This is a genomic window from Enterobacter sp. NFIX59 (assembly GCF_900113755.1).
GTDB lineage: Bacteria > Pseudomonadota > Gammaproteobacteria > Enterobacterales > Enterobacteriaceae > Enterobacter > Enterobacter pseudoroggenkampii.
This window is the reverse complement of the sequence record NZ_FOQN01000001.1, coordinates 1,029,098-1,049,725: the sequence shown is the minus strand read 5'-3', so window position 1 is coordinate 1,049,725 and position 20,628 is coordinate 1,029,098. Positions and strand designations below refer to the sequence as shown.

21 protein-coding genes and 2 tRNA genes are annotated in these 20,628 nt (G+C 53.9%); 9 read left to right on the top strand and 14 right to left on the bottom strand.

Annotated elements, in window-relative coordinates; translation table 11 throughout:
* Nucleotides 1-60: 60 nt before the first annotated feature.
* Nucleotides 61-1,251: a 23S rRNA (cytosine(1962)-C(5))-methyltransferase RlmI gene (rlmI, locus tag BM007_RS05180; RefSeq protein ID WP_090417497.1), complete on the bottom strand. Its 1,191-nt coding sequence runs from the start codon at nucleotides 1,249-1,251 to the stop codon at nucleotides 61-63.
* Nucleotides 1,252-1,425: 174 nt separating this feature from the next.
* Between rlmI and BM007_RS05175 the strand changes: the two genes are divergently transcribed.
* From BM007_RS05175 to yccX, 3 genes are read left to right on the top strand one after another with little or no spacing between them, the layout of a single operon-like run.
* On the top strand, nucleotides 1,426-1,983 hold the full coding sequence (locus BM007_RS05175) for a kinase inhibitor (protein WP_061715622.1): 558 nt from the start codon (nucleotides 1,426-1,428) through the stop codon (nucleotides 1,981-1,983).
* A 10-nt stretch (nucleotides 1,984-1,993) separates the two neighbouring features.
* A complete protein-coding gene (locus BM007_RS05170; protein ID WP_032649118.1) occupies nucleotides 1,994-2,782 on the top strand; it encodes an AraC family transcriptional regulator in 789 nt (262 codons plus the stop codon).
* Nucleotides 2,783-2,793: 11 nt separating this feature from the next.
* Entirely contained in the window at nucleotides 2,794-3,075 is a 282-nt protein-coding gene (gene yccX, locus BM007_RS05165; RefSeq protein ID WP_024907755.1) for an acylphosphatase, read from the top strand.
* Here the strand turns inward: yccX and tusE are convergent.
* The 6 genes from tusE to BM007_RS05135 all read right to left on the bottom strand — a co-directional run bounded on the left by tusE (nucleotide 3,072) and on the right by BM007_RS05135 (nucleotide 9,299).
* Complete coding sequence (gene tusE / locus BM007_RS05160) at nucleotides 3,072-3,401, bottom strand: sulfurtransferase TusE (protein ID WP_008499913.1); 330 nt, start codon at nucleotides 3,399-3,401, stop codon at nucleotides 3,072-3,074. The genes yccX and tusE overlap by 4 nt on opposite strands.
* Nucleotides 3,402-3,469: 68 nt before the next feature.
* On the bottom strand, nucleotides 3,470-4,021 hold the full coding sequence (locus tag BM007_RS05155; RefSeq protein WP_090417494.1) for a LuxR C-terminal-related transcriptional regulator: 552 nt from the start codon (nucleotides 4,019-4,021) through the stop codon (nucleotides 3,470-3,472).
* A 10-nt stretch (nucleotides 4,022-4,031) separates the two neighbouring features.
* On the bottom strand, nucleotides 4,032-5,183 hold the full coding sequence (locus tag BM007_RS05150; RefSeq protein WP_090417493.1) for a CfaE/CblD family pilus tip adhesin: 1,152 nt from the start codon (nucleotides 5,181-5,183) through the stop codon (nucleotides 4,032-4,034).
* Between the two features lies 1 nt (nucleotide 5,184).
* Nucleotides 5,185-7,902 (bottom strand): TcfC E-set like domain-containing protein, encoded by a 2,718-nt coding sequence (locus tag BM007_RS05145; RefSeq protein WP_090417490.1) that lies wholly within the window; start codon nucleotides 7,900-7,902, stop codon nucleotides 5,185-5,187.
* A gap of 72 nt (nucleotides 7,903-7,974) precedes the next feature.
* Nucleotides 7,975-8,481 (bottom strand): CS1 type fimbrial major subunit, encoded by a 507-nt coding sequence (locus tag BM007_RS05140; protein WP_061715619.1) that lies wholly within the window; start codon nucleotides 8,479-8,481, stop codon nucleotides 7,975-7,977.
* A gap of 74 nt (nucleotides 8,482-8,555) precedes the next feature.
* Entirely contained in the window at nucleotides 8,556-9,299 is a 744-nt protein-coding gene (locus BM007_RS05135) for a fimbrial protein (protein WP_048991051.1), read from the bottom strand.
* Nucleotides 9,300-9,608: 309 nt separating this feature from the next.
* Between BM007_RS05135 and BM007_RS05130 the strand changes: the two genes are divergently transcribed.
* Entirely contained in the window at nucleotides 9,609-10,364 is a 756-nt protein-coding gene (locus BM007_RS05130; protein ID WP_090417486.1) for a winged helix-turn-helix domain-containing protein, read from the top strand.
* Nucleotides 10,361-10,837: a hypothetical protein gene (locus BM007_RS05125; protein ID WP_048991046.1), complete on the top strand. Its 477-nt coding sequence runs from the start codon at nucleotides 10,361-10,363 to the stop codon at nucleotides 10,835-10,837. The genes BM007_RS05130 and BM007_RS05125 overlap by 4 nt, the downstream gene beginning before the upstream one ends.
* A gap of 53 nt (nucleotides 10,838-10,890) precedes the next feature.
* Here BM007_RS05125 and yccA read toward each other — a convergent pair whose 3' ends face one another.
* Nucleotides 10,891-11,550 (bottom strand): FtsH protease modulator YccA, encoded by a 660-nt coding sequence (gene yccA, locus BM007_RS05120; RefSeq protein ID WP_023335168.1) that lies wholly within the window; start codon nucleotides 11,548-11,550, stop codon nucleotides 10,891-10,893.
* A gap of 269 nt (nucleotides 11,551-11,819) precedes the next feature.
* On the opposite strand from yccA, the gene BM007_RS05110 reads away from it, so the two are divergent.
* Together BM007_RS05110 and BM007_RS05105 are read left to right on the top strand one after the other, a co-directional pair.
* Complete coding sequence (locus BM007_RS05110) at nucleotides 11,820-13,448, top strand: ABC transporter substrate-binding protein (RefSeq protein WP_090417482.1); 1,629 nt, start codon at nucleotides 11,820-11,822, stop codon at nucleotides 13,446-13,448.
* A gap of 130 nt (nucleotides 13,449-13,578) precedes the next feature.
* A tRNA-Ser gene (locus tag BM007_RS05105) sits at nucleotides 13,579-13,666 on the top strand.
* Nucleotides 13,667-13,731: 65 nt separating this feature from the next.
* Here the strand turns inward: BM007_RS05105 and BM007_RS05100 are convergent.
* Entirely contained in the window at nucleotides 13,732-14,136 is a 405-nt protein-coding gene (locus tag BM007_RS05100) for a GNAT family N-acetyltransferase (RefSeq protein WP_024907748.1), read from the bottom strand.
* Between the two features lie 314 nt (nucleotides 14,137-14,450).
* On the opposite strand from BM007_RS05100, the gene BM007_RS05095 reads away from it, so the two are divergent.
* Nucleotides 14,451-14,708 carry a YjhX family toxin gene (locus tag BM007_RS05095; RefSeq protein ID WP_021240841.1) on the top strand — a complete coding sequence of 86 codons (258 nt, stop codon included), beginning with the start codon at nucleotides 14,451-14,453 and terminating at the stop codon, nucleotides 14,706-14,708.
* 106 nt (nucleotides 14,709-14,814) lie between these two features.
* Here the strand turns inward: BM007_RS05095 and BM007_RS05090 are convergent, their stop codons facing one another.
* The 5 genes from BM007_RS05090 to BM007_RS05070 all read right to left on the bottom strand — a co-directional run bounded on the left by BM007_RS05090 (nucleotide 14,815) and on the right by BM007_RS05070 (nucleotide 19,856).
* The gene (locus BM007_RS05090) at nucleotides 14,815-15,651 is read right to left on the bottom strand and encodes an alpha/beta fold hydrolase (RefSeq protein WP_046091808.1); all 837 of its coding nucleotides are present in this window, start codon (nucleotides 15,649-15,651) and stop codon (nucleotides 14,815-14,817) included.
* 155 nt (nucleotides 15,652-15,806) lie between these two features.
* Entirely contained in the window at nucleotides 15,807-16,025 is a 219-nt protein-coding gene (locus tag BM007_RS05085; protein WP_008499867.1) for an acyl carrier protein, read from the bottom strand.
* 17 nt (nucleotides 16,026-16,042) lie between these two features.
* Nucleotides 16,043-17,476, bottom strand: a complete 1,434-nt coding sequence (locus BM007_RS05080; RefSeq protein WP_090417480.1) for an AMP-binding protein — start codon at nucleotides 17,474-17,476, stop codon at nucleotides 16,043-16,045.
* On the bottom strand, nucleotides 17,473-18,591 hold the full coding sequence (locus tag BM007_RS05075) for an MBOAT family O-acyltransferase (RefSeq protein ID WP_090417478.1): 1,119 nt from the start codon (nucleotides 18,589-18,591) through the stop codon (nucleotides 17,473-17,475). Before BM007_RS05075 ends, BM007_RS05080 begins: the two co-directional genes overlap by 4 nt.
* A gap of 128 nt (nucleotides 18,592-18,719) precedes the next feature.
* Complete coding sequence (locus BM007_RS05070) at nucleotides 18,720-19,856, bottom strand: D-alanyl-lipoteichoic acid biosynthesis protein DltD (protein WP_061715613.1); 1,137 nt, start codon at nucleotides 19,854-19,856, stop codon at nucleotides 18,720-18,722.
* A gap of 277 nt (nucleotides 19,857-20,133) precedes the next feature.
* Between BM007_RS05070 and BM007_RS05065 the strand changes: the two genes are divergently transcribed.
* Nucleotides 20,134-20,221, top strand: a tRNA-Ser gene (locus BM007_RS05065).
* Nucleotides 20,222-20,628: the final 407 nt, after the last annotated feature.

The window sequence follows — 20,628 nt, the reverse complement described above, 5'->3', positions numbered from 1 at the left end:
AGTCACCTCCCGGGAAATACGACTTACACGTTATGTGCGGGCAATATTTCTCTTTTCAAGTTACATGACGCGACAGGCAAACCCTTTCAGATACAGTCCTTCCGGGTAGGTAGCAATCACGGGGTGATCGGCTGCCTGACGGAACTGCTCTATAAATTGTACATCACGGCCAGCATCTATTGCGGCATCGGCGATGATTTTCTGAAATAAATCTGTGGTCATCAGGCCTGAGCAAGAGAAGGTGAGCAGAATCCCGCCCGGGTTCAGCAGCTGGATAGCCAGCATGTTGATATCTTTATACCCACGGCACGCGCCCATCAGCTGGCTTTTGTTTTCCACAAACTTTGGCGGATCCATCACGATGACGTCGAACTTTTCGCCCTGATCGCGATATTTACGCAGCAGCTTGAAGACGTCATCACGCACAAACTCCGCTTTGCTCAGATCCAGCTTATTCAGCTCGACGTTCTGTTTTGCCACGTCGAGCGCTTCCTGTGAGGTGTCCACGCTGACCACTTGGGCACAGCCGCCCATCAGTGCCGAAAGGGCGAAACCGCCGGTATAGGAGAAGCAGTTCAGCACGCGTTTGTCGGCAACGTACTGACGCGTAGCCAGACGGCTGTCGCGCTGGTCGAGGTAGTAACCGGTTTTGTGCCCGCCCTGAATATCCACCAGCAGCTTCATGCCGTGCTCTTCAATCGGCAGCAGGGCCGGTGGCAGTTCGCCCGTTACGGGCCCCTGAGTCAGCTCCATACCTTCTTTTTTGCGCACAGCAACGTCGCTGCGGTCATAGATGGCGCACTGCGGGAACAGCGTTTGCAGCGCGCTAATCAGCGCGGCACGCTGGTATTCCGCTCCGGCGCTCAGGAGCTGCAGCACAAGGAAGTTACCGAAGCGATCGATGGTCACGCCCGGCAGGCCGTCGGACTCACCGGCAATCAGACGGTAGCTGTCCAGCCCGTCGCGTTTTGCCAGCCAGTCGCGCCACTGCTGCGCCTGCTGAAGACGACGCACAAAGAAGTCGATGTCGATGGTTTCATCTTTATCAAACGTCCAGACGCGCGCGCGGATCTGGGACGCTGGCGAGTAAGCGCCTCGCGCTAACCATTTCCCCTGATGGTCAACGATATCAATGGTTTCACCGAGGCTGGCTTTGCCTTCCATACGGGCAACCGCGCCGGAAAAGACCCAGGGATGACGGCGCAGTAATGATTTCTCGCGCCCTTTGGCTAACACTAAACGTACACTCATAATTTGCTGTTCTGTCGATTTCAGGGAAATGGCGCGTAGATTACCACATTCAGCAAGGCGCAATCATCTGCGGATGCCGTTGAGCGTTTCGGCACAAAATCGAATCGCTTAGGCACATTACGGCATTGCAGCAGGCTTTACAGTAGGGCCTCCAGTTCAGCAGAGGAAGCACCCATGAAAAAGCGCAGTGTCATCACAATAGCCGCTCTGACGGCAATGAGTTTTCAGGTTTTCGCAGCAACGTCTTTCAGCATGACCAGCCGGGATATTTCCGGCGATCGGCGGTTGGCGCAGCAGCAGGTATTTGAGGGATTTGGCTGCCATGGTGGGAATACCTCTCCCCAACTGGCCTGGAAAAATCCGCCCGCCGGTACAAAAAGTTTTGCCGTTACGGTCTATGACCCTGATGCGCCCACCGGCAGTGGCTGGTGGCACTGGACCGTAGCCAATATACCGGCGAATACAATGACGCTGCCCGCTGATGCCGGTAACCCGAACGGCGAGAAATTACCTGCCGGCGTGGTGCAGGGGCGCAATGATTTCGGCTATTCTGGATTCGGCGGCGCATGTCCACCTGCCGGGGACAAGCCTCACCGCTATCAGGTTACCGTCTGGGCGCTGGACGTGGATACACTGCCCGTCGACAAAAATGCCAGCGGCGCGCTGGTCGGTTTTATGATTAATAGTCACACTCTGGCAAAGGCTCAGTTAACAGCAACCTACAGCAGATAAGGATGACAGGGTGCAGGAGTTCCATTTTCGACATAAACATCTTACTGCGGGCGAAGTGACTGCCAGCAAAATGCACCGCCTGCACCAGGTTAAACTCTTCTTTCCGGCTATTTGTCATATCACTCACGGCAGTAAGGTGATTGTTCAGGACGATAACCGCCTGGAGGCGACACGGGATCAACTCATTATTATCCCTGCCAATACGGTGATGGAGATTATCAATCAGCCCGCGAACGGCATGTTTCGCTCGGATTTGCTCATGTTATCTCCGGAGATCGTTGCCGAGTTTAAAGCGCATTACCTGAAATCCTGGCCGCGCACGACGTTGCATTCGCTCTGCGCGCCGCTGAGCGAGGGGCTGGCGTTTATGTGGGATAACCTGCTGCACGCCGTGCGTCAGGATTTACCGGAGGCGCTACAAAAGCATCAGGCTTTCGGTCTGTTGCTGGCCTTGCTGCATGACGGCGTGGCAGGTCCGCTGCTTATTGAGCGACACAGTAACCTGACCGAGCAGGTGCGGCAGTTCATTATGCTGTCGCCCGCCAGAGCCTGGAGCGCGCAGGACGTCGCCAGCCGTCTGGCCTTAAGCGTACCGACGCTGCGCAGGCGGTTACGCGAGGAGTCACAGAGTTTTCGCCAGATTGTGGAGGAGGTGAGGATGGCCGTTGCTTTATCACAGCTACAGTCAACCCGATTACCGATCGGCGAAATCGCATTACAATGTGGGTATCTTTCCAGCTCTCGTTTCACCGCCCGTTTCCGGCAGCACTACGGCTGTTTGCCGAAAACGCTACGTTAAGGAGAAAAAGAATGTCTAAAGTCTGCACCATTGCCTGGGTTCACGGCGTTGTTCAGGGCGTGGGGTTCCGCTACAGCACCCAGCGCGAGGCCGTTCAGCTTGGGCTAACGGGATACGCGCGAAACATGGACGACGGCAGCGTTGAGGTGGTCGCCTGCGGCGAAGCGGAGCAGGTCGACAAGCTGGTGGCGTGGCTGAAAGCGGGTGGGCCGCGTAGCGCACGGGTTGATAAGGTCTTAACAGAACCGCATCAGCCCGGGCGGGAATATATGAACTTCGGTATTCGCTACTAAATGCACTTCACCGGTTTTGGCAGGCCGGCAATTTTGGTGGCCTGTTTTGCCGGGCCTTTCGGGAACAGACGATACAGATAGCGGCTGTTGCCTTTCTCTTCACCGAACTTATTGGCCATCGCCTTGACCAGCATGCGGATGGCCGGAGAGGTGTTGAATTCAAGGTAAAACTCGCGGACAAAACGCACCACCTCCCAGTGTTCGGGGGAGAGGGTAATCCCTTCGTTTTCCGCAATTTTCTCCGCCAGCGGTTCGCTCCAGAGCGTAGTATCTTTCAGATAGCCTTCGCTATCGGTCTCAATTTCCTGGCCTGCAAAAATGAACATAATCTTCTGTCGTAGGTAAAAAATCAGCGACAGTGTAGCAAAAAAGCGGGCTCAGGATAAACCGTGACCTACAGGAGCAGCTGAAGCAGGTTGTTGGCATTGAGCTTCTTCAGCGCGTTGCATTTATGGGTTGAAACCTGTTTCTCCGACATGTGCGTCACGATGGCAATGTGGCGGACCGGCAACCCGGTCAGCATCAGATCGAGCACGTTGAATTCAGGAACGGTCAGGCAACAGTCCAGGCTTCGAACGCGGCGGGGCTCTTTTGCCAGCAAATATGCCGCATCGGCAACGGCGATCCTGTCGTCGATGATATAAACCGTTAGCGTACCGAAACGCTTGCGTAAATGCGTCGCCAGCGCCCACCCCTTTTCGTTGCAGACCAGATAAAGGCTGCCTTTCCAGCGGGCGGCTTCAAGCCTGAGCAAAATGTTGATCAGCGCCTGATGCGTCGCCGCCACGGAAAAACGGCAGCGGACGACCACAACGCGGCGGGTAAGCAGCGTTGGCTGCCATTGTACGGTATCGCTTATGACCTCTGGCTGGACGCCCCGACGCAGCAGCGCATAGCGCAACCCTTCGGCGTAAAATCGATTATTGTCGAGAATGGCGTAACTCACGGTGACCTCGTTATAACGTGCTGGGCGTATAGATAACGCGCAGCGTGCCGGTATAGTCGCCTGCGTTTTTGCTGCTGGCGGCAAACGCAGGCGTTTTCAGGATAATCGGCGCAGGAATGCACAGTACGCTCTCGCGTCCGCCCGGCAGCACGACCTGACGCAGATGCTGCGGATCGTTTGTGCCTTGCCAGACCAGGGTTTTACCGTTCGCGACCGTTTCGGTTGCGCCTGTGATTGGATTGGTGACGGAGACCCGATAATCGAGACGGTCCCGCACATCGGTCTGGCTACCGCCGCGCCGCCGGATAGAAAATGTGCCTTCGGCACGGTCCGCTGACGTCAGTCCGTCGTCCTCAAAGCGAAGATAGGCACGGGTGCTGGTACTGTTTTTGCCGTCGTACAGGCACATATCCAGCGTGTTTTCCCCCTGGATCTCGCTGCCCCCGGGGCGCCCCGGGAAGTTGGTCAGGTTGAGGTTAACGATGGGCGTGGAGTGCGGAAAGGCCGGCAGATAAATCTGCTGGTTTCCCGGGTCGACCACCTCAATGCGAATATTGGCCTGCCATTTGGCGAGGGTGAGATAGCCCGGACAGCCGACATTCACGTCATTGAAGTTCCCACTGCAGTTGGCTGTTCCCCATTCACGCAGGTTCAGCTTCAGCGTTGCTGTCCAGATCCCCGGTTGGGTGAGCTTATCGAGTTCGCTTTTAACGATATAGAAATCGAAGTAGGGCTCCCTGTTCCAGTCAGCGATTGTGTGCGATCCCGCAGTCACAAAACTGGCGAAAGTATGTACTATGTTGTTGATAAACATATAGTGATCGGCAAACACCTTGATATCCACCGTCTTGCTGGTGAGCGAATGTGTAAATCGTAAATTGATGGCATTAGACGCCTCTGGTTTCCACCAGACCGGGGCGTTCATGCAGGCCCCGTTCGTGGTGTCAGTCCGGGACTCACAGGTCAGGGTATTACGCCCCCACTTTTGCGGATCGGCGGGGTCATAACCGCCCGATTCATGAAACCAGATGTCAAAACGCGCAGGCGGTGCCATACGATCGAAGCTGATCCCAACGCTGGAGTTACGTCCCGCGGGGGCGCCCGCCAGCGTCTGGCCGGCCCACAGGCTTAACAGCAGTAAAATAAAGAGGCGTTTAATCACATCATTTCCCTTTAGTGAGGCTATCGGTATTCATGGCAGTCGGGCCAGCAGGGACCGACCGTCCGGCCAGCATCAGCTGCGCCTGCTGCTGGACTGCATCCGGCAGGGCGGAGAAGGTTAATTCCTTACAGGGAATCGAACCGACGTAACGCACGACGTCGCGCATGCTCTTCACGTTCAGCGCGCACTGATAAAATTGCTGCTGACGCACCAGGTAGAGGTTATGCAGCAGGGCGTCGCTTTGCGCGCTAAACCCGCCATTGCCAAGGTCGCTCCAGCCGTTCACGTTCAGCGGCACGCCGCCGATAAACGGCGAATGGCGCTCGTCGGTTAACTGGCCAAGCCAGGTGTAGCTTGCGGTAGTTTGCACGTCCCGGCGCAGCAGTTTGCCTGGCACCATAAACAGCGTTCTGCTGCCTGACCCTTGCGTGATTTCACTGCTGGCTCCCCGGGAGACGTCCAGCGATTCGTTAATCGTCAACGTCGTCTGCTGATAGCCCGGTACCGCGAAGAGGGCGCGGCTATTGCCCGGAATGTCTGCACTGCCGCTATTATCCAGCGATACGGCGACGCGCGGATCCTGAGCATCTTCCGGCGTGGCCACGTTCACCGCGACGGCGGAAGCAGGGCGACCGTCGCTCCAGCGGCCCAGCCACAGGCCAGAACGGGACAGCGCGAGCGTTGAGCTGTAGTTACCGCTGCTGCTCAGCGTATGGCGCCGATCCTGTCGATCCCAGGCATCGCTGACCGTCAGGCTTCCGTTGCCATATCGTCCGCCCTGGCGCGTATAGGCTGAGGTATTCAGCGAGTCGCTGTTAATGCCCGACGCGCTGAGGCCATACTCATTTTCACCGCGGGCATCGGCATACCAGTTATGCGCCACACTGTAGCTCAGCTGGTTTTTTTCACGCTGCTGGTGCTGCCACGTTGCGCCCAGAGAGGTGTAGCTTGACGCATCACCCTGACGGTTATGCGCCATGGACAGGCTCACGCTCAGGTAGCCGCCTTTATCCCTGCCGTCGCGGGAGTCATCGTTACGCATAAACAGGTTAATGCTGCTGTTAATGTTCAGGCCATGGGTACTGAAGGCGTTGCTCAGGCCTCCCTGCCAGGCCCGCGTGCGCGTGCGGGTCATATAGACCGATTCCCACGGCAGACCCGCATCGTGGCGATCGTCGCTGTCCGGGAGCTCACGGCGTGAAACGTACCGGCCTTCGTTGCGGTTATCCGAATACCCCAGGCTCGCATACCAGGCGCCGACCGGGACGGAGAACATCACCGAGAGGGTGCGATAACAGCCGTTCACGGCGTCAAATCCCGCGCTTTGGGTGGTGCAGTTTTCAGCGGATAACGCGTTGCGATAGACGCTCAAAGAAAAACCGTCGTTGTAGCTGATTTGCTGAATATTGCCGCGCTGGCCTTCGCTGCCGTAGAGGTAGCTAAACCGGGTACTCAGCACGCCATCGATCGGGCCCGCGTTGAAGCCCCGGCTCCAGTCGATCGCATTTTCCAGGAAACGCTGGTTTTTCTTGAAAGTTGCGCCGCTGGTCAGCGCCAGCGTCGGGGTGACGGGCAGGCGTACGCCCGCCTGCGCAACCGCGCGGCGTTCTTCGTTTTGATCGCTATTATCGGTTTCGCCCGCCTGCAGGAACCACTCGACGCGGTCGAATGGCGTAATGCCGGTTCGGGTAAACGGCACCTGCTCGGTGCGCGTCAGCCGGTTATTTTCATAGATGGAGAGCGTCACGGTGTAGCTCCCGTCCGGGAACGAACGCGTGTCCAGGGTTTGCGCCCCGGCATTCAGATAAAAGCTCGCCAGCAGCTGATTGCCCCGGCGGGCGTCGATACGCGCGTCATGGGAAAGAAGCACGGTCACAGGGGTTCCCTTCGACTGCTGAACCGGGTTCATCCATGCCCTTGTTGAACCCGTGCGCAGGCCGCGAATTTTGCCCAGCGGCAGCTGGCTGAGGTTGATATTCCCACCGGCGTTACTGAACAGATCGCGGGTATCCATCTCGCCCAGCTGAACATAGTACTGACGCAGGATATCCTGGCGAAACCAGGCGTTGTTGACGGTGACCTCCTGCAGCTGCTTCTGCCGTGAACGCTGCCCCAGCCAGGTCCAGTCGAGATTCGCATAGCCGTCCTGCGTGAGCGCCAGCGCGCCGTTGCCCTGCACGGTTGCCGACTGATAATCCCTGTCGGCAACGAAGTTAATGTTTTGCTGATGGATCAGCGCATTTTCGGTGCCCTGAGTAGGCTGATACCATTGATTCTCTGCCGTCTGCTTAGGCAGAAATTTCTTGTCCAGGAACAGGTTAATGCGGGCGTTATTCTCGTCATAAATAATGGCCGCACGGTCGGTATCGATGTAATCACAGCCCGTTGCGGAGCCGTTGCTGTTACAGGCCAGGTTGCCGTTACGGGCAAGCGGAACAGCCAGCGCGGCAGACACGGTGGCAACAAGCGATGGGTCGTCATTAAACCGGCGTTTGATGGCCGCTACCACGGTTTCAGGTGCGACAAAGCTGACCGTTTCAAGCGTGATATCCGTTTCAAAAAGGCCAAGCGCCTCGCCATAGAGGTTCACCTCTGTCCACAGGCGCTGCGTCTTCGCCAGATCTTCAAAACCTGGCGGGACGGCCATTCCGGCGCAGGCGAGTTGGATGGAAGCGGGTAACAAAGCAACAAAGAGGAGGGTATTTCTGTGAAACGCCATGAACGAGCCTCGACATCATCCTGACGTCAGAGGGTGAGCACCCTCTGACGTTATTCCTTAGGTGCAGTGGTGTTACGCACCGCCTTCCGTGGTCGTCGCCTGCGTCAGCATCAGGCTGACAACGCCGCTGTACTGACCGGTTTTCAGAATGCCTTTGGTGGTCTGGGAAATGGTCAGCGGCAGTACCGCTGAACCGTTTTCAATGCTCCCCGGGAACAGTTCGGCGCCTGTATATTCCACATCTGCGGTAGAGAGGGTTTTATCACCCAGAATCACCGTCATTGGGATGGTCTCAGCACCGTCAGCATTCGCCAGCTTCGCGGCGCTAACCAGACGGACTTTTACGTTGCTGGTCGCGGAGTTAGACCACACCTTGGTATTCAGGCGGTAGCTTTCCAGGCCACGGCCAGGCAGGTACTGCATATCGATGCTTGCCGGCAGCGGTGTGTTATCGGCCTGGGTCATATCCAGCTGTGAATCAACGCTGGCGTTGACGGTAATATCTTTTTGAATCGCCAGCGCGCTAACGGACGTGGTCATCGCGGCAACAATCATCAGAGGTTTAAAATACTTACGCATTGATATCTCCATATTTACAAATGAGCACCCTGGCTCTTTAAACAAACCCTTTGGGTCTTTACGGTAACGTCGTGTTATTGCACGACGGGTAAATCAGCTTCTTCAGCGGTTTTATTCAGCCAGTTGAAGTAGCGGAATTTATATTTCTGGCCTTGTACCTTCGAGAGCGTTTTTAATTTCCGTTCGGTGTCCGGATAAATCGTCGCGTCTTCTTTAATCCATCTGCACGACGAATCCGCATCACAAATACCGATCTCTCTGAGCGGCACGCGCAACGTGCCGCTGTTTTTTAACGTTCCCCTCTGAGGGTCAATTGACAGCGCAACCACGCTTTTTTTCGGTGCGAGATGGATCAGGGCACCCCAGATCACATTGACGCCCAGTCTTGCCGTCGCAGCAGGGCTTTCTGCCTTGCCCGGAATAATGCTGTCAGGCTGCTTGACCCCTTCAAAATAGACGCGCCAGGTCGTCTCTTTTTCCGGGGGCGTAAGCGATACCAGGCGAACCACGCGCATTGCGCCTGCCGCAAGGGCGAATTTTTCCGGCGTGACAACAACGCCACCCTCTTTCCACGACGCCACATCAATTTCTTTTTCCAGGGCCGTGCCGGGATTAAGAATTTTCTTTTGCCTCACCCGAATGAACTGAATATCATCCGTTTTTGACGCCACCTTAATTTGCGCCGCACCGGACTTATCTACGTTAAGTTCCATGGGATACACGCTCATATTGGCCAGTGCCATTTCCGGGAAAAATGGCAGTGACAGCGCGGCGACATAAAGGGCGGTTGTGACGCTCACTCTTTTTTTCTGTTTCACAATCAAGTCTGCCTGCTCTGAGTTTAAAGGCGGCGCGTTAACACCAGGACACCGTCTGCTTTCGTATCGCTTCAGGGCAGGGAAACTTTAACCAGAACAGCGGTTTGTGAAAATTTGTATTAATTAACTCGTTATATACAGTTTTTTATCCTGATTTTCTGGCTTTAAGGTTGTATAGTTAAGCGAAAATACCGCGACCAGGGATGGGGAGAAAATTCCTTCTGATGAGAAAATAAGCAAGTCAGGAGAGGGTTTTCATGTCGATGTACCAGGGATTAAAAAGCATGCGGTAACAGCCGAGAATAAAAGATGTTTTTTATATGCAATAATTCGTTGTTATTTGATCCTGAAGCACATGCAATAAGTCTTGTTGGACAACCGGAATCTGTATTAACGCTTTCGGCACCCGCCGTTCGCCTCTTACAGGAATTTATTAAACACAAAGGGCATGACCTGAGTCGGGAGGAATTGATTACCCGCGTGTGGGAGGAGTTTGGCTTTACGCCATCGGGAAATAATCTCAATAAAGCGGTGAGCGAATTACGTAAAAGCTTCCAGGCACTGGGAGAGGGGTACGAATTTATCGTAACCGTACCCCGTTATGGGTTTCGTTTTGAGGCCGATGTGATTTTTCAGCCCGGAGAGAGTATTCAACCCGCTGATCCGCAGCCTCCGTCTGCACCGCAAGTGGAAAAGCCTCAGCGCGCTTCCCTGAAAAGGTGGGGGATTCCGGCCATATTGATTATTGCTGCATTGGGGGCGAGCTTCTACTTTAGCCGGCAGCAGGGGATATTCGTCCCGGCGAAACTCATGCCGGTTAAGGAGAAAATCGCGCGTTGTCGTCTCTGGATTATCAACGATCACGGAAGACCGCTGGTGTTATCGAAATTAGCGGCGCAGCTGGCGGCCAATAACGTGGCGTGCGAACGTGAGGAGTACGACATTTATTATTTCAGCGCCCGTTTTTCTATTGCCGCCGCAGATGAGGTGTTCATTGGCGCCTGCCCGGTCAGTAAATCCAGCCTGTGCAAAACCATCCGTTATAAAAGCGGGGCCCAAATATGAAAATAAAACTTCTCTTTGGTCTGGGTGGTGTGTTGGTCGGCAGTGCCCTGGCGCTGTTTTACTATTCCGGCTGTGTGTTTAAAAAGGATGTGCTGGCCTGTAGCACCGAATTTAACTTTACGCGCAATGAGGGAAAAACCAGCGAAGTGAAGGTCAATACCGTTGCCCAGTTCTATTTTCATCGGGACGGTACCGGAGTGACCACCTATAAAGGCGCGGCAAGGGCTGACGGGCAAAATCTGATCGTTGACAGGGACGTGGACTTTACCTGGCAGCAGCGGGACGATGATAACGTCATTGTATTGAGCTACACTGAAACCTGGCGTCGACACAACGACAATACGCCTGACGCCCAGTGGGGGAGCTTTGCCAGTCCGACTGCACGCTACTACCTCACGATCTCTGAACTCTCGCCTTCCGTGTGGCTGATTCAGGACCGGCGCTATCCGACCTATATTTGCCGGGGTGAGTAGGGCATAAAAAAAGGAGAATGCCGGGGCATTCTCCTTTTTCATATCCGTTGTGCTTAATCCCGACTGGCGAAGCCCAGGATGCTCAACAGGCTGACGAAGATGTTGTACAGCGACACATAGAGGCTCACGGTGGCGCGGATATAGTTCGTCTCACCGCCGCGAATGATGTTGCTGGTTTCAAACAGGATCGCGCCGGAAGAAATCAGAATAAACACGGCGCTGATCGCCAGATGCAGGGCAGGCAGCTGCAGGAAGATGTTTGCCACCATACCCACCAGCACAACTACCACACCCGCCATCAGCATACCGCCGAGGAAGGACATGTCCTTACGCGTGGTCAGCACGTAGGCCGAGCAGCAGAAGAACACCAGCGCGGTACCGCCCAGCGCCATGCCGATAAGGTCACCCATACCGGCAGACAGATATGCGTTCAGCATCGGCCCCAGGATGTAGCCCAGGAAGCCGGTGAAGGCAAACGCAGACAGAATACCGACCGGTTTGTCAGCGGTTTTGTAGGTCAGGAACATCAGACCATACATGCCCACCAGGGTCAGGATCAGCCCCGGAGACGGCAGCATCAGCACGGTGCTGGCGGTGGCGGTGATCGCCGAAAATGCCAGCGTCAGGCTAAGCATGAAATAGGTATTGCGCAGCACCTTGTGGGTACTGAGTAGCGATGTGCGGTCGCGCGAAGAAGTAATTATACGATCCATGAGTCACTCTCTTATGACAGATGTAATTAGCGGAAAGAATAGGAAACGGGGCGCCAGTCTCAAAGTGGTTTTACCCATCTTTACTCAGCACGTTAGTGCTGGAGGTGGTTATTTATTCTGCAGAAGTGCGTTTCACCAGTATGAACAGCGGTTTGCGACAATTTACCAGATCAAGCTCTTATAGGTTACTGAAAAATATTGCGTTATTACCATTCGAACGCTAAGAGTTATTTCCGGATCGTCATAAAACAGACAATAAGGCGAAGGAAATGAAACCACAAACACGCACGAACTTTACACTCTCTTTGTTAACCGCAGGGATCCTGTGCGCCAGCACGGCTGCCTGGGCGGCTAACGTGCCGGCAGGAACCCAATTGGCAGAGAAGCAGGAACTGGTCAGGAACAACGGTAATGAGCCGGCCTCGCTCGACCCGCATAAAGTCGAAAGCGACGTCGAATTCAATATTATCAGCGATTTATTCGATGGGCTGGTCAGTGTCTCCCCGACGGGGGACATTCAGCCCCGACTGGCGGAAAAATGGGAGAACAAGGACAACACCGTCTGGACGTTCCATTTGCGCCCGGGCATCACCTGGAGCGACGGCACTGCCATCACCGCGGAAGATGTAGTCTGGAGCTGGCAGCGTCTGGTTGATCCTAAAACCGCTTCTCCGTATGCCAGCTATCCAGGCAACATGCACATTGTGAATGGTGCGGATATTGCGCAGGGGAAAAAAGCCCCCGATACGCTGGGCGTGAAAGCGATAAACGACACCACGCTGGAAGTCACTTTGACGCAGCCTAATGCGGCATTCCTGGCCATGCTGGCGCACCCGTCACTGGTGCCGGTGGACAAAGTGCTGATTGGCCGCTTTGGCGACAAGTGGACCAAGCCTGAACATATCGTCACCAGCGGGGCGTATAAGCTGTCGCAGTGGGTGGTCAACGAACGCATTGTGGCGGAGCGCAACCCGCGCTACTGGGATAATGACCATACCGTGATTAACAAGGTGACGTATCTGCCTATCACCTCCGAGGCCGCAGATGTGAACCGCTATAAAGCGGGCGAAATTGACATTGTCTACACGGTGCCGATTAACCAGTTTGCCCAGCTCAAGAAAACCCTGGGCAGCCAACTTGACGTTTCACCTCAGCTTGCGACCTATTACTACGAATTCAATACCACCCGTCCGCCGTTCAACGACGCGCGCGTGCGCAAGGCGCTGAACATGGCGCTCGATAAAGACATCATTGCCGGAAAAGTATTAGGGCAGGGGCAGCGCCCGGCGTGGCTCATCAGCCAGCCGGATATTGGCGGCGTTAAGCTCCAGAACCCGGATTACGCCAGCTGGCCGCTGGACAAGCGCATCGCGGAGGCGAAAAAACTTCTCAACGAGGCTGGGTACAACGAAAGCCACCCTCTGAGCTTTAACCTGCTCTATAACACTTCTGAATCGCACCAGCGTATCGCGATTGCGGCCAGTTCCATGTGGAAAAAGAACCTCGGCGTGGAGGCGAAGCTGCAAAATCAGGAGTGGAAAACCATGCTGGATACCATGCACACCCACAACTTTGACGCGGTGCGTTACGCGTGGATTGCCGATTACGACGATGCGGCGACCTTCCTGAACACCTTCCGCACCGGCGACAGCGAAAACACCAGCCAGTACAGCAATCCGGAATATGACCAGGCGCTGGTGAATGCCGCAAAAGCCAAAACAACGGAAGAGCGGGGTAAGTTCTACCAGCAGGCGGAAGATCTGCTGGGACGCGATGTGCCCGCCATTCCGGTTTATCACTACGTCCGAACGCACCTGGTTAAACCGTGGGTCGGTGGATTTACGCCGGATAAGCTGGGGTACTATTACACGAAAGACATGTACATCAAAAAACACTAGGCCTGTGCTGATAAAATCGTCGATGTGTTGTCAGTTCAACCGATTAAACACGTTTTGACTATTTTTACAGCGAACGAGTGCCACCACTCTTTACAGCACGCGGTGAGGTGTTTATAGTTCGCCTCACTTAGGAAGTGTGGCCGAGCGGTTGAAGGCACCGGTCTTGAAAACCGGCGACCCGAAAGGGTTCCAGAGTTCGAATCTCTGCGCTTCCGCCAGATATAAACCCCAGGTTACTCGTTAACCTGGGGTTTTTATTTTTGTCTTAACGCGGATTTGCCCTTCACCAGACTCTGGCCATCCCTTCGCTTGCCGGGCGAACGAGCGTAAAACCAAATTTTGCATAAAGCTCAGGAACATCCGCCATTAAGCAAACGTACGCTCCTTTACAGGCGTGGTTATCCAGCCAGGCAACAAGCGTTTCCATAATGATTCTGCCCAGCCCTTTCCCCTGATGAAGCGGATCAACCGCGACGTCGACAATATCAAAATTCAACGCACCATCCCCCACGATGCGCCCCATACCGACCGGTTTTCCCTGAAACACTATATGCATGCCATAGCAGCTGCCGGGCAGCGCTTTTTGTGCCGCTTCCAGCGGGCGAGGGCTAAGACCCGAGATCTCGCGCAGCCGGCAAAACGCTTCTGCAGTGGGGACGGTTTCAACCACGGTATAGTTATCAGGCATAAGAGGAGCTCCAGTCGGTGTTCAGTAAAGGGTTTCAGTCTGGCAGTAAAATTGACGAAAGACGATTTTACGGACCGATCCCGTTCACACTTTTAACTTCCCGCTATTCCCCTGTAAAAAACTCGCGTTATCATTCACCCCGTAAATGCCTTTTCATCTCTTACCGAGGCTTTGATGCTGGAGAATGTTTTCATCAGATAATCAGCTTCTCGCCCTTTTCAGGACGGACTGGTTATCGCTGCGCTTAAACCTTACGCACGCACCTGCGGGTGTGGGCTCGTTTTTACGCATGATGATTACACAGGTTTTCCAGTATGAATTTATCCCGTCAGGAACAACGTACCTTACACGTTCTCGCCAAAGGTGGACGTATTGTGCACGTCCGCGACAGTTCTGGCCGCGTCACGTCCGTTGAGTGCTACACCCGCGAAGGGCTGGTGCTGAGCGACTGTACGCTCAGCGTCTTTAAAAAACTCCGCACCAAAAAGCTGATCCGTTCCGTGAACGGGCAGCCTTACCGAATCAACACCACCGGGCTGAACAACGTTCGCGCCCAGCTGGATAATCGCTGAGCAGAATAAACAACGCCACCCTCGGGTGGCGTTGATGCATTGAACGGGATATCGTGGCGGAATGTAGGCCGGGTAAGCGCAGCGCCACCCGGCAAGAAACACGGCGTTATGAGCGAATAAAAGCCAGAATGTCCGCGTTGATGGTATCCGCATGGGTGGTATGCATCCCGTGCGGGAAGCCCGGATAAATTTTCAGCACGCTGTTCGCCAGCAGCTTGTCCTGCAGCAGGGCAGCATTTTTATACGGCACGACCTGATCGTCATCGCCCTGCAACACCAGAACGGGAACCGTAATGGTTTTTAAATCTTCCGTCTGGTCGGTCTCTGAAAAAGCCTTAATCCCCTCGTAGTGGGCCTTGGCGCTTCCGATCATCCCCTGACGCCACCAGTTCTGGATCGTCCCCTGCGAAACGTCCGCGCCATCCCGATTAAAGCCGTAGAAAGGACCGCTGGCAACGTCGAGGTAAAACTGGGCGCGGTTAGCCGCCAGCGCTTTGCGGAAGCCGTCGAAAACCTCAATGGGCGTGCCGCCGGGGTTAGTTTCGGTTTTTACCATCAGAGGGGGAACGGCGCTGACGAGCACCGCTTTGGCGACGCGCCCCTGTGGTTGTCCATACCGCGCAACATAGCGGGCGACCTGGCCGCCGCCGGTGGAGTGGCCGACATGCACGGCATTGTGCAGATCCAGGCTTTCAACCACGGCTGACGCATCGGCCGCATAATGATCCATATCGTGGCCTTCACTCACCTGGTCCGATCGTCCATGTCCGCGGCGATCGATAGCGATAACGCGATAGCCTTCTGCAAGGAAGAAGAGCATCTGGTTATCCCAGTCATCGGCACTCAACGGCCAGCCGTGGTGGAAGACAATAGGCTGGGCCTCTTTTGGGCCCCAGTCTTTGTAGTAAATATTGACGCCGTCTTTCGTGGTTACGAATGCCATACCGCAGACTCCTCTGTTAAGAACAACACGCCCCCTAAAGTGTAGGAGAAATCACAAAAGCGGTTGGTTTAATTCCGGTGATGGATATTCATTTTGCGTCTGGGCTCTGGCGCGATGCGCCAGAGCCTTCAGGACAGGATTAACAGCAGGGGCGTTTAACGGTTTTCTTCAATATAGCGGGCCAGGTCCGCCGGGGTTTTCAGCACTGTCGCCACGTCAGTTGGCGGGATCATGCAGCCGTAAACGTCCTGCACCTCCAGGACCATATCGACCGCCAGAATGGAGTCGAGAATGTCGGATTCAATCAGTTCATCGTGAAAGCCCACCTTGCGGGATAACACTTTTTCGAACAGGGCGAGAATTTCTTGTTCCATAATTTTTCCTGGGGTCATTAATTTGTGCGGGCGTAAGCGTCCAGCAGCTTGCGGTCAATTTTGCCGTTAGGATTCAGCGGCAAAGCGTCTTTTACGATAATTTGTGAAGGCACCATATAGTGGGGAACCACCTTCGACAGCGACGTTTTGATGGTATCCGGCGCCAACTCTGTCACGCAGAATGCGGCAATGCGCAGCACGCTGCCGCAGGATTTCATCAGCGGCAGAACCACCGCTTCGTTGATGCCGGACATCGCCAGCAGGCGGTTTTCAATCTCATTGATTTCAATACGGTAGCCATTCAGTTTGACCTGGCTATCGTTGCGGCCCTGGCAATAGATAAGCCCCGCTTCATAGCCCAGATCGCCTGTCCGGTAGCCGCGAAATGCTTCATTTTCCCGACGGAGTAATTTTTCTGCATTCTCCTGCGGCAGGCCGAGGTAGCCGCGCATGACGTTTTTACCCCAGATAATCAGCTCGCCCTCAGAGGAAATTTCCATTCTGCTCTCAGGCATCATGACCCCCACCGGCAGCACGGCGCTGTCGCTGTTCAGGATCTCATCCGTGATTTCAACCACGGTCGTCGCGATGGTCGCTTCCGTTGGGCCATAGGAGTTGATGATTTTGGCCTGCGGGAAACGGCGGCGGAGCTGTTTAACCAGCGCCTTATTTAACACTTCACCAATGAAGATAAAGACGTTGAGCGCAGGCAAATACTCGCTGTTGAACTGCGGGGAAAGCAGCTGCTGGTATGCAAAAGAGGGGGTGGAAACCCAGGCGGAGACCGCATTACTTTTCAGTCGCTCCAGCCAGTTCTCTTTCTGAATATCGTCTTTGGCGTTCAGCACAATGTGTCCGCCCATCGCCAGATTCGCTAGCAAAGGGATCAGGGAGAGGTCAAAACTGAACACCGCGTGGTTCATCAGCACCGGTTTTTCCGGCAGCGAAAAGTCCTGACTGACCCATTTCATGAAGTGCCATACGCTTTCACGCCCAATCTGCACCCCTTTAGGCTTGCCGGTGCTGCCTGAGGTAAACATGATATAGGCCAGATCCTGCTCCTCCAGCACCTTGCCCGGTTCACCCGTGGCGATGAACTGCCGGGTCGCAACGTCGTAATAGTAAGGGGCATTGGCCAGATGGCAGATCTCCCGCAGGCGCTCCTGTGGGTAGATGCAGTCCACCGGGATGTACGGAATGTTGTGCAGCAGACAGCTATAAATCGCCACGGCGAACTCGGCCTGCTGGTGTCCGTACAAGACGACCGGCGTACCGGCAACAGGCTGGCAACGCTGATAGCGCTGTGCCCAGTCCGTCACGGCAGCAGAAAGCTGTAGCCAGCTTAAGGCTTCGTCGCTGCCGCTGATGGCCAGTTGCTGCGGGGAGGCGGGATCGCATAATGCCGCACGTAAGAAATCCTGCAGTTCCTGAAGATCGGAGTGATTTTTCATAGAGGTGACATTCCACTAAAGATGTAAAGGGATCCCGCGGCGCTTCCCAGCGTCAGAATTCTCCCTAAAAACGCAACGGCCGGATACTGCAAACCGCGGTGCAATGCCGGGCTGCGCTTGGCTGACCACAGCAGCATGTTATGAGTAACGGAAATCGCGCCAAACAGCGCGCCGCTGATGACGTAATGGCGTTCCAGGCCATTCCATGCCCCCATGCAGAACAGGGTGCAAAAAATACCGATATTTTGCGCCAGCGTTTTGTTCTGACGGAAAAAGTTGAACTTCATCAGGTTCATATAGACGGGCATAAAGACTACATCGCGCAGCCATTCAGACAAACTGATGTGGAAGCGGCGCCAGAAGTCCTGCGGGTTCTTTGCCAGAAGGGGCATATTGAAGTTTGCCGGAATGTTCAACCCAAACAGGCGGCCCGCACCGATGGCCATATTGCTGTAGCCCGCAAAATCAAAGTAGAGGTAGGCACTATAGGCAATCGACATCACCACGCCCACGGTCAGCGTAAACGGCTTATGGTTCCAGGGCTGCACGACAAGTGAATCAACCAGCATGGCAAACAGGAACTTCTGGATAATGCCGGTAACGATTTGCTCTAACGCGACCAAAAACTGTTCACGGTTAAGGGCAAACACGGGCTTGCTGACGTCACTCATCCATGTCCGCCAGCGGTACATGGGGCCTGCCAGGATGATAAAGGGCATAAACAGATAGCAGAAATAGTGCAGGAAATTCTGGCCTTCTTTTTTACTGCGATAGAGCAGCACGTCCACTGCGCGGAACGTCATAAAAGAGAGGCCGATCATGCCGAGATGATGATTAACGTGTAATTTCACTAAAAATAAAGGAAGCAGCGTTAATACAATAGCTTGCCAGGTTTTTAACCATCCTTTTTCTTTTAACGCGGCGACAAGGTAAAAACTGATAAAAACGACCGCGGGAACACGGTAATCACCCTGAAAAATATAGCCCCAGCCTAATGCAGCCAGGACAGATAAGGCCGATAAATAAGTCAGGCGATGACGTAATACGCGATTGACCAGCGCAAACACCAGAGCGGATGAAAACAAATAGACAAAAAACATTCCTGAGCTATACATCATTCGGCCTCAGAACTTTTGATATTCAAAATGCAGCTGCATACTCATGCTGTCATCGACAGAGGTCCACGCGACGATAGTGATCGCCAGCAGGAGATAAAGGAAAAAAAGACGGATCGCGATTTTCATTATTTAAAGCTCTGTGCAATAAAGCGAATCATAGGAACCCAGGCCAGTTCGGAAGGGTGCAAACGATCCCAGTTCCAGCCATTCTGATAAGGCATGGCGTACATATCTAAATAAGGGATCTGGTTCTTTTCCAGAATGGTTTTAATTTGCTTATCAACCGGGCGGAAGGTATCGGTATTGTAAAGCGCCCAGGGGTTAACCGGGTCGACGATAGCAATTACCTGCACGTGACGTTCCTTCAGCAGCTGGACGGTTTTACTGAACGCGGCGATTTGCGCAGGCACGACCGGCGTGTCATCCCACTGTTGCGGCTTACCGTCCTCTTCGTAAATCGTTTTGTCCATCCACAGCGTGGCTGCGCTCTGCTGGCGTTTTTTATTTAACTCGCGCGCGTTCGCCAGCTCTTTATCCCAGTCAGGGGTAATGTGGGCGGTGGGCTGCTGCGGCCACGGTTGTACCGTCTGGGGCGTGACGTTGAGCAGCGCCAGCCAGTCGTTTTTTATCATTGTGCAGACGTTCGCAAACTGGAAGCTCAGCTCGTCCCACATCAGATCGGGGTGCCAGCCAAAGACGCGCATTTGGCCAAAGGTTAAATGGCTTATCTCTTTACTATTAATATGCTTTAAATAATTAACCAGCAGCGGGCGCGCCTGCGGGTCCTTCATCAGCGGATTAAAAATAGAACCGGGGAAATTATCGGCATAGATAGCCGGTGGCAGCCCTTTTGAGTAAAAGCTGTCAGGTGCCAGAAGTAAAACAACTTTACTGTTTGCGTTAAGGCTATTTTTAAAACGCGAGAACAGTAAAAACTGCGTTTCGTCATCGACAAACGCATCGCCATACGCCACAACGGGTGTGTGCAATTGCTTATTAAAGTAATTATATACAGCGTAATGTTCATCTTCTGAGGTGGCAACCTCAGACGCGCCAATGAAGAAAATCGCATTACCTTGTAAGGCATGGGAAATAGTCGCAATTTTTTCCGCTTGTTCTTTCGGCGTGCCCTCCATTGATTTAATCAGCGGCTGGAAGGTGAGGGGCGGATCGAAGCTCGTCACCAGCGGGTGAACACACAGGAACAAAATGGCCAGGGTCGCCATCAGGATATGTAAGCAAAGCGTATTTTTGATTTTCATCATCAACCAGTAACACTGCATGGCAGTAATTTCTAAAATCTGTCGGTACTCAGATTTATAACAATTACACAACAAATGGCCGTCTATTTTTGTGGCATTCTATACCAGAGCGATTTAAAAGGATGAGCGTTGCTGTGTAACGGTATGTACAAGGGAGCAGAGACCGATGCGCGGTAAGCGCCTGGGTGATTTTTGCGCAGTCAAACGCCGGTGGCTAAAAATAGAAAAATTCCTGCTTTACAAGGCGCTAATAGATGTTTATAGTGCGCCTCACTTTGGAAGCGTGGCCGAGCGGTTGAAGGCACCGGTCTTGAAAACCGGCGACCCGAAAGGGTTCTAGAGTTCGAATCTCTACGCTTCCGCCAAATTCGAAACCCAGATCGTTATACGATCTGGGTTTTTTGTTTTGAGCCGGTTTCTGCTTGCGTGCTGAAGAGGCGCTGGAACGGTGCTCTGGCATCCGTCACGCGGGTGCGCCGCTGATCAAAAGACGTACACAGAACCCTGTTCTATTTTTAGCACAACGTTTTGTTTTATATTTTTTAACGTCCAGCCCTATGCTATTCCTGTTTTTAATGGCCATATGATTTTTCATATAATAAGACGCTGTCTCCATTACACGAGGCACAAAAGAGAACAGGTTCTTAATAATCTTTCATGTTTCATTTCATTTTCTGCAAGTAGTTTGGCCTGACGCGCAAAACTGATTAAATCATGGTGTGGATCACTGCCGACAGAGCATAACTAAAATATAATGGCGGTATCGTTCTGA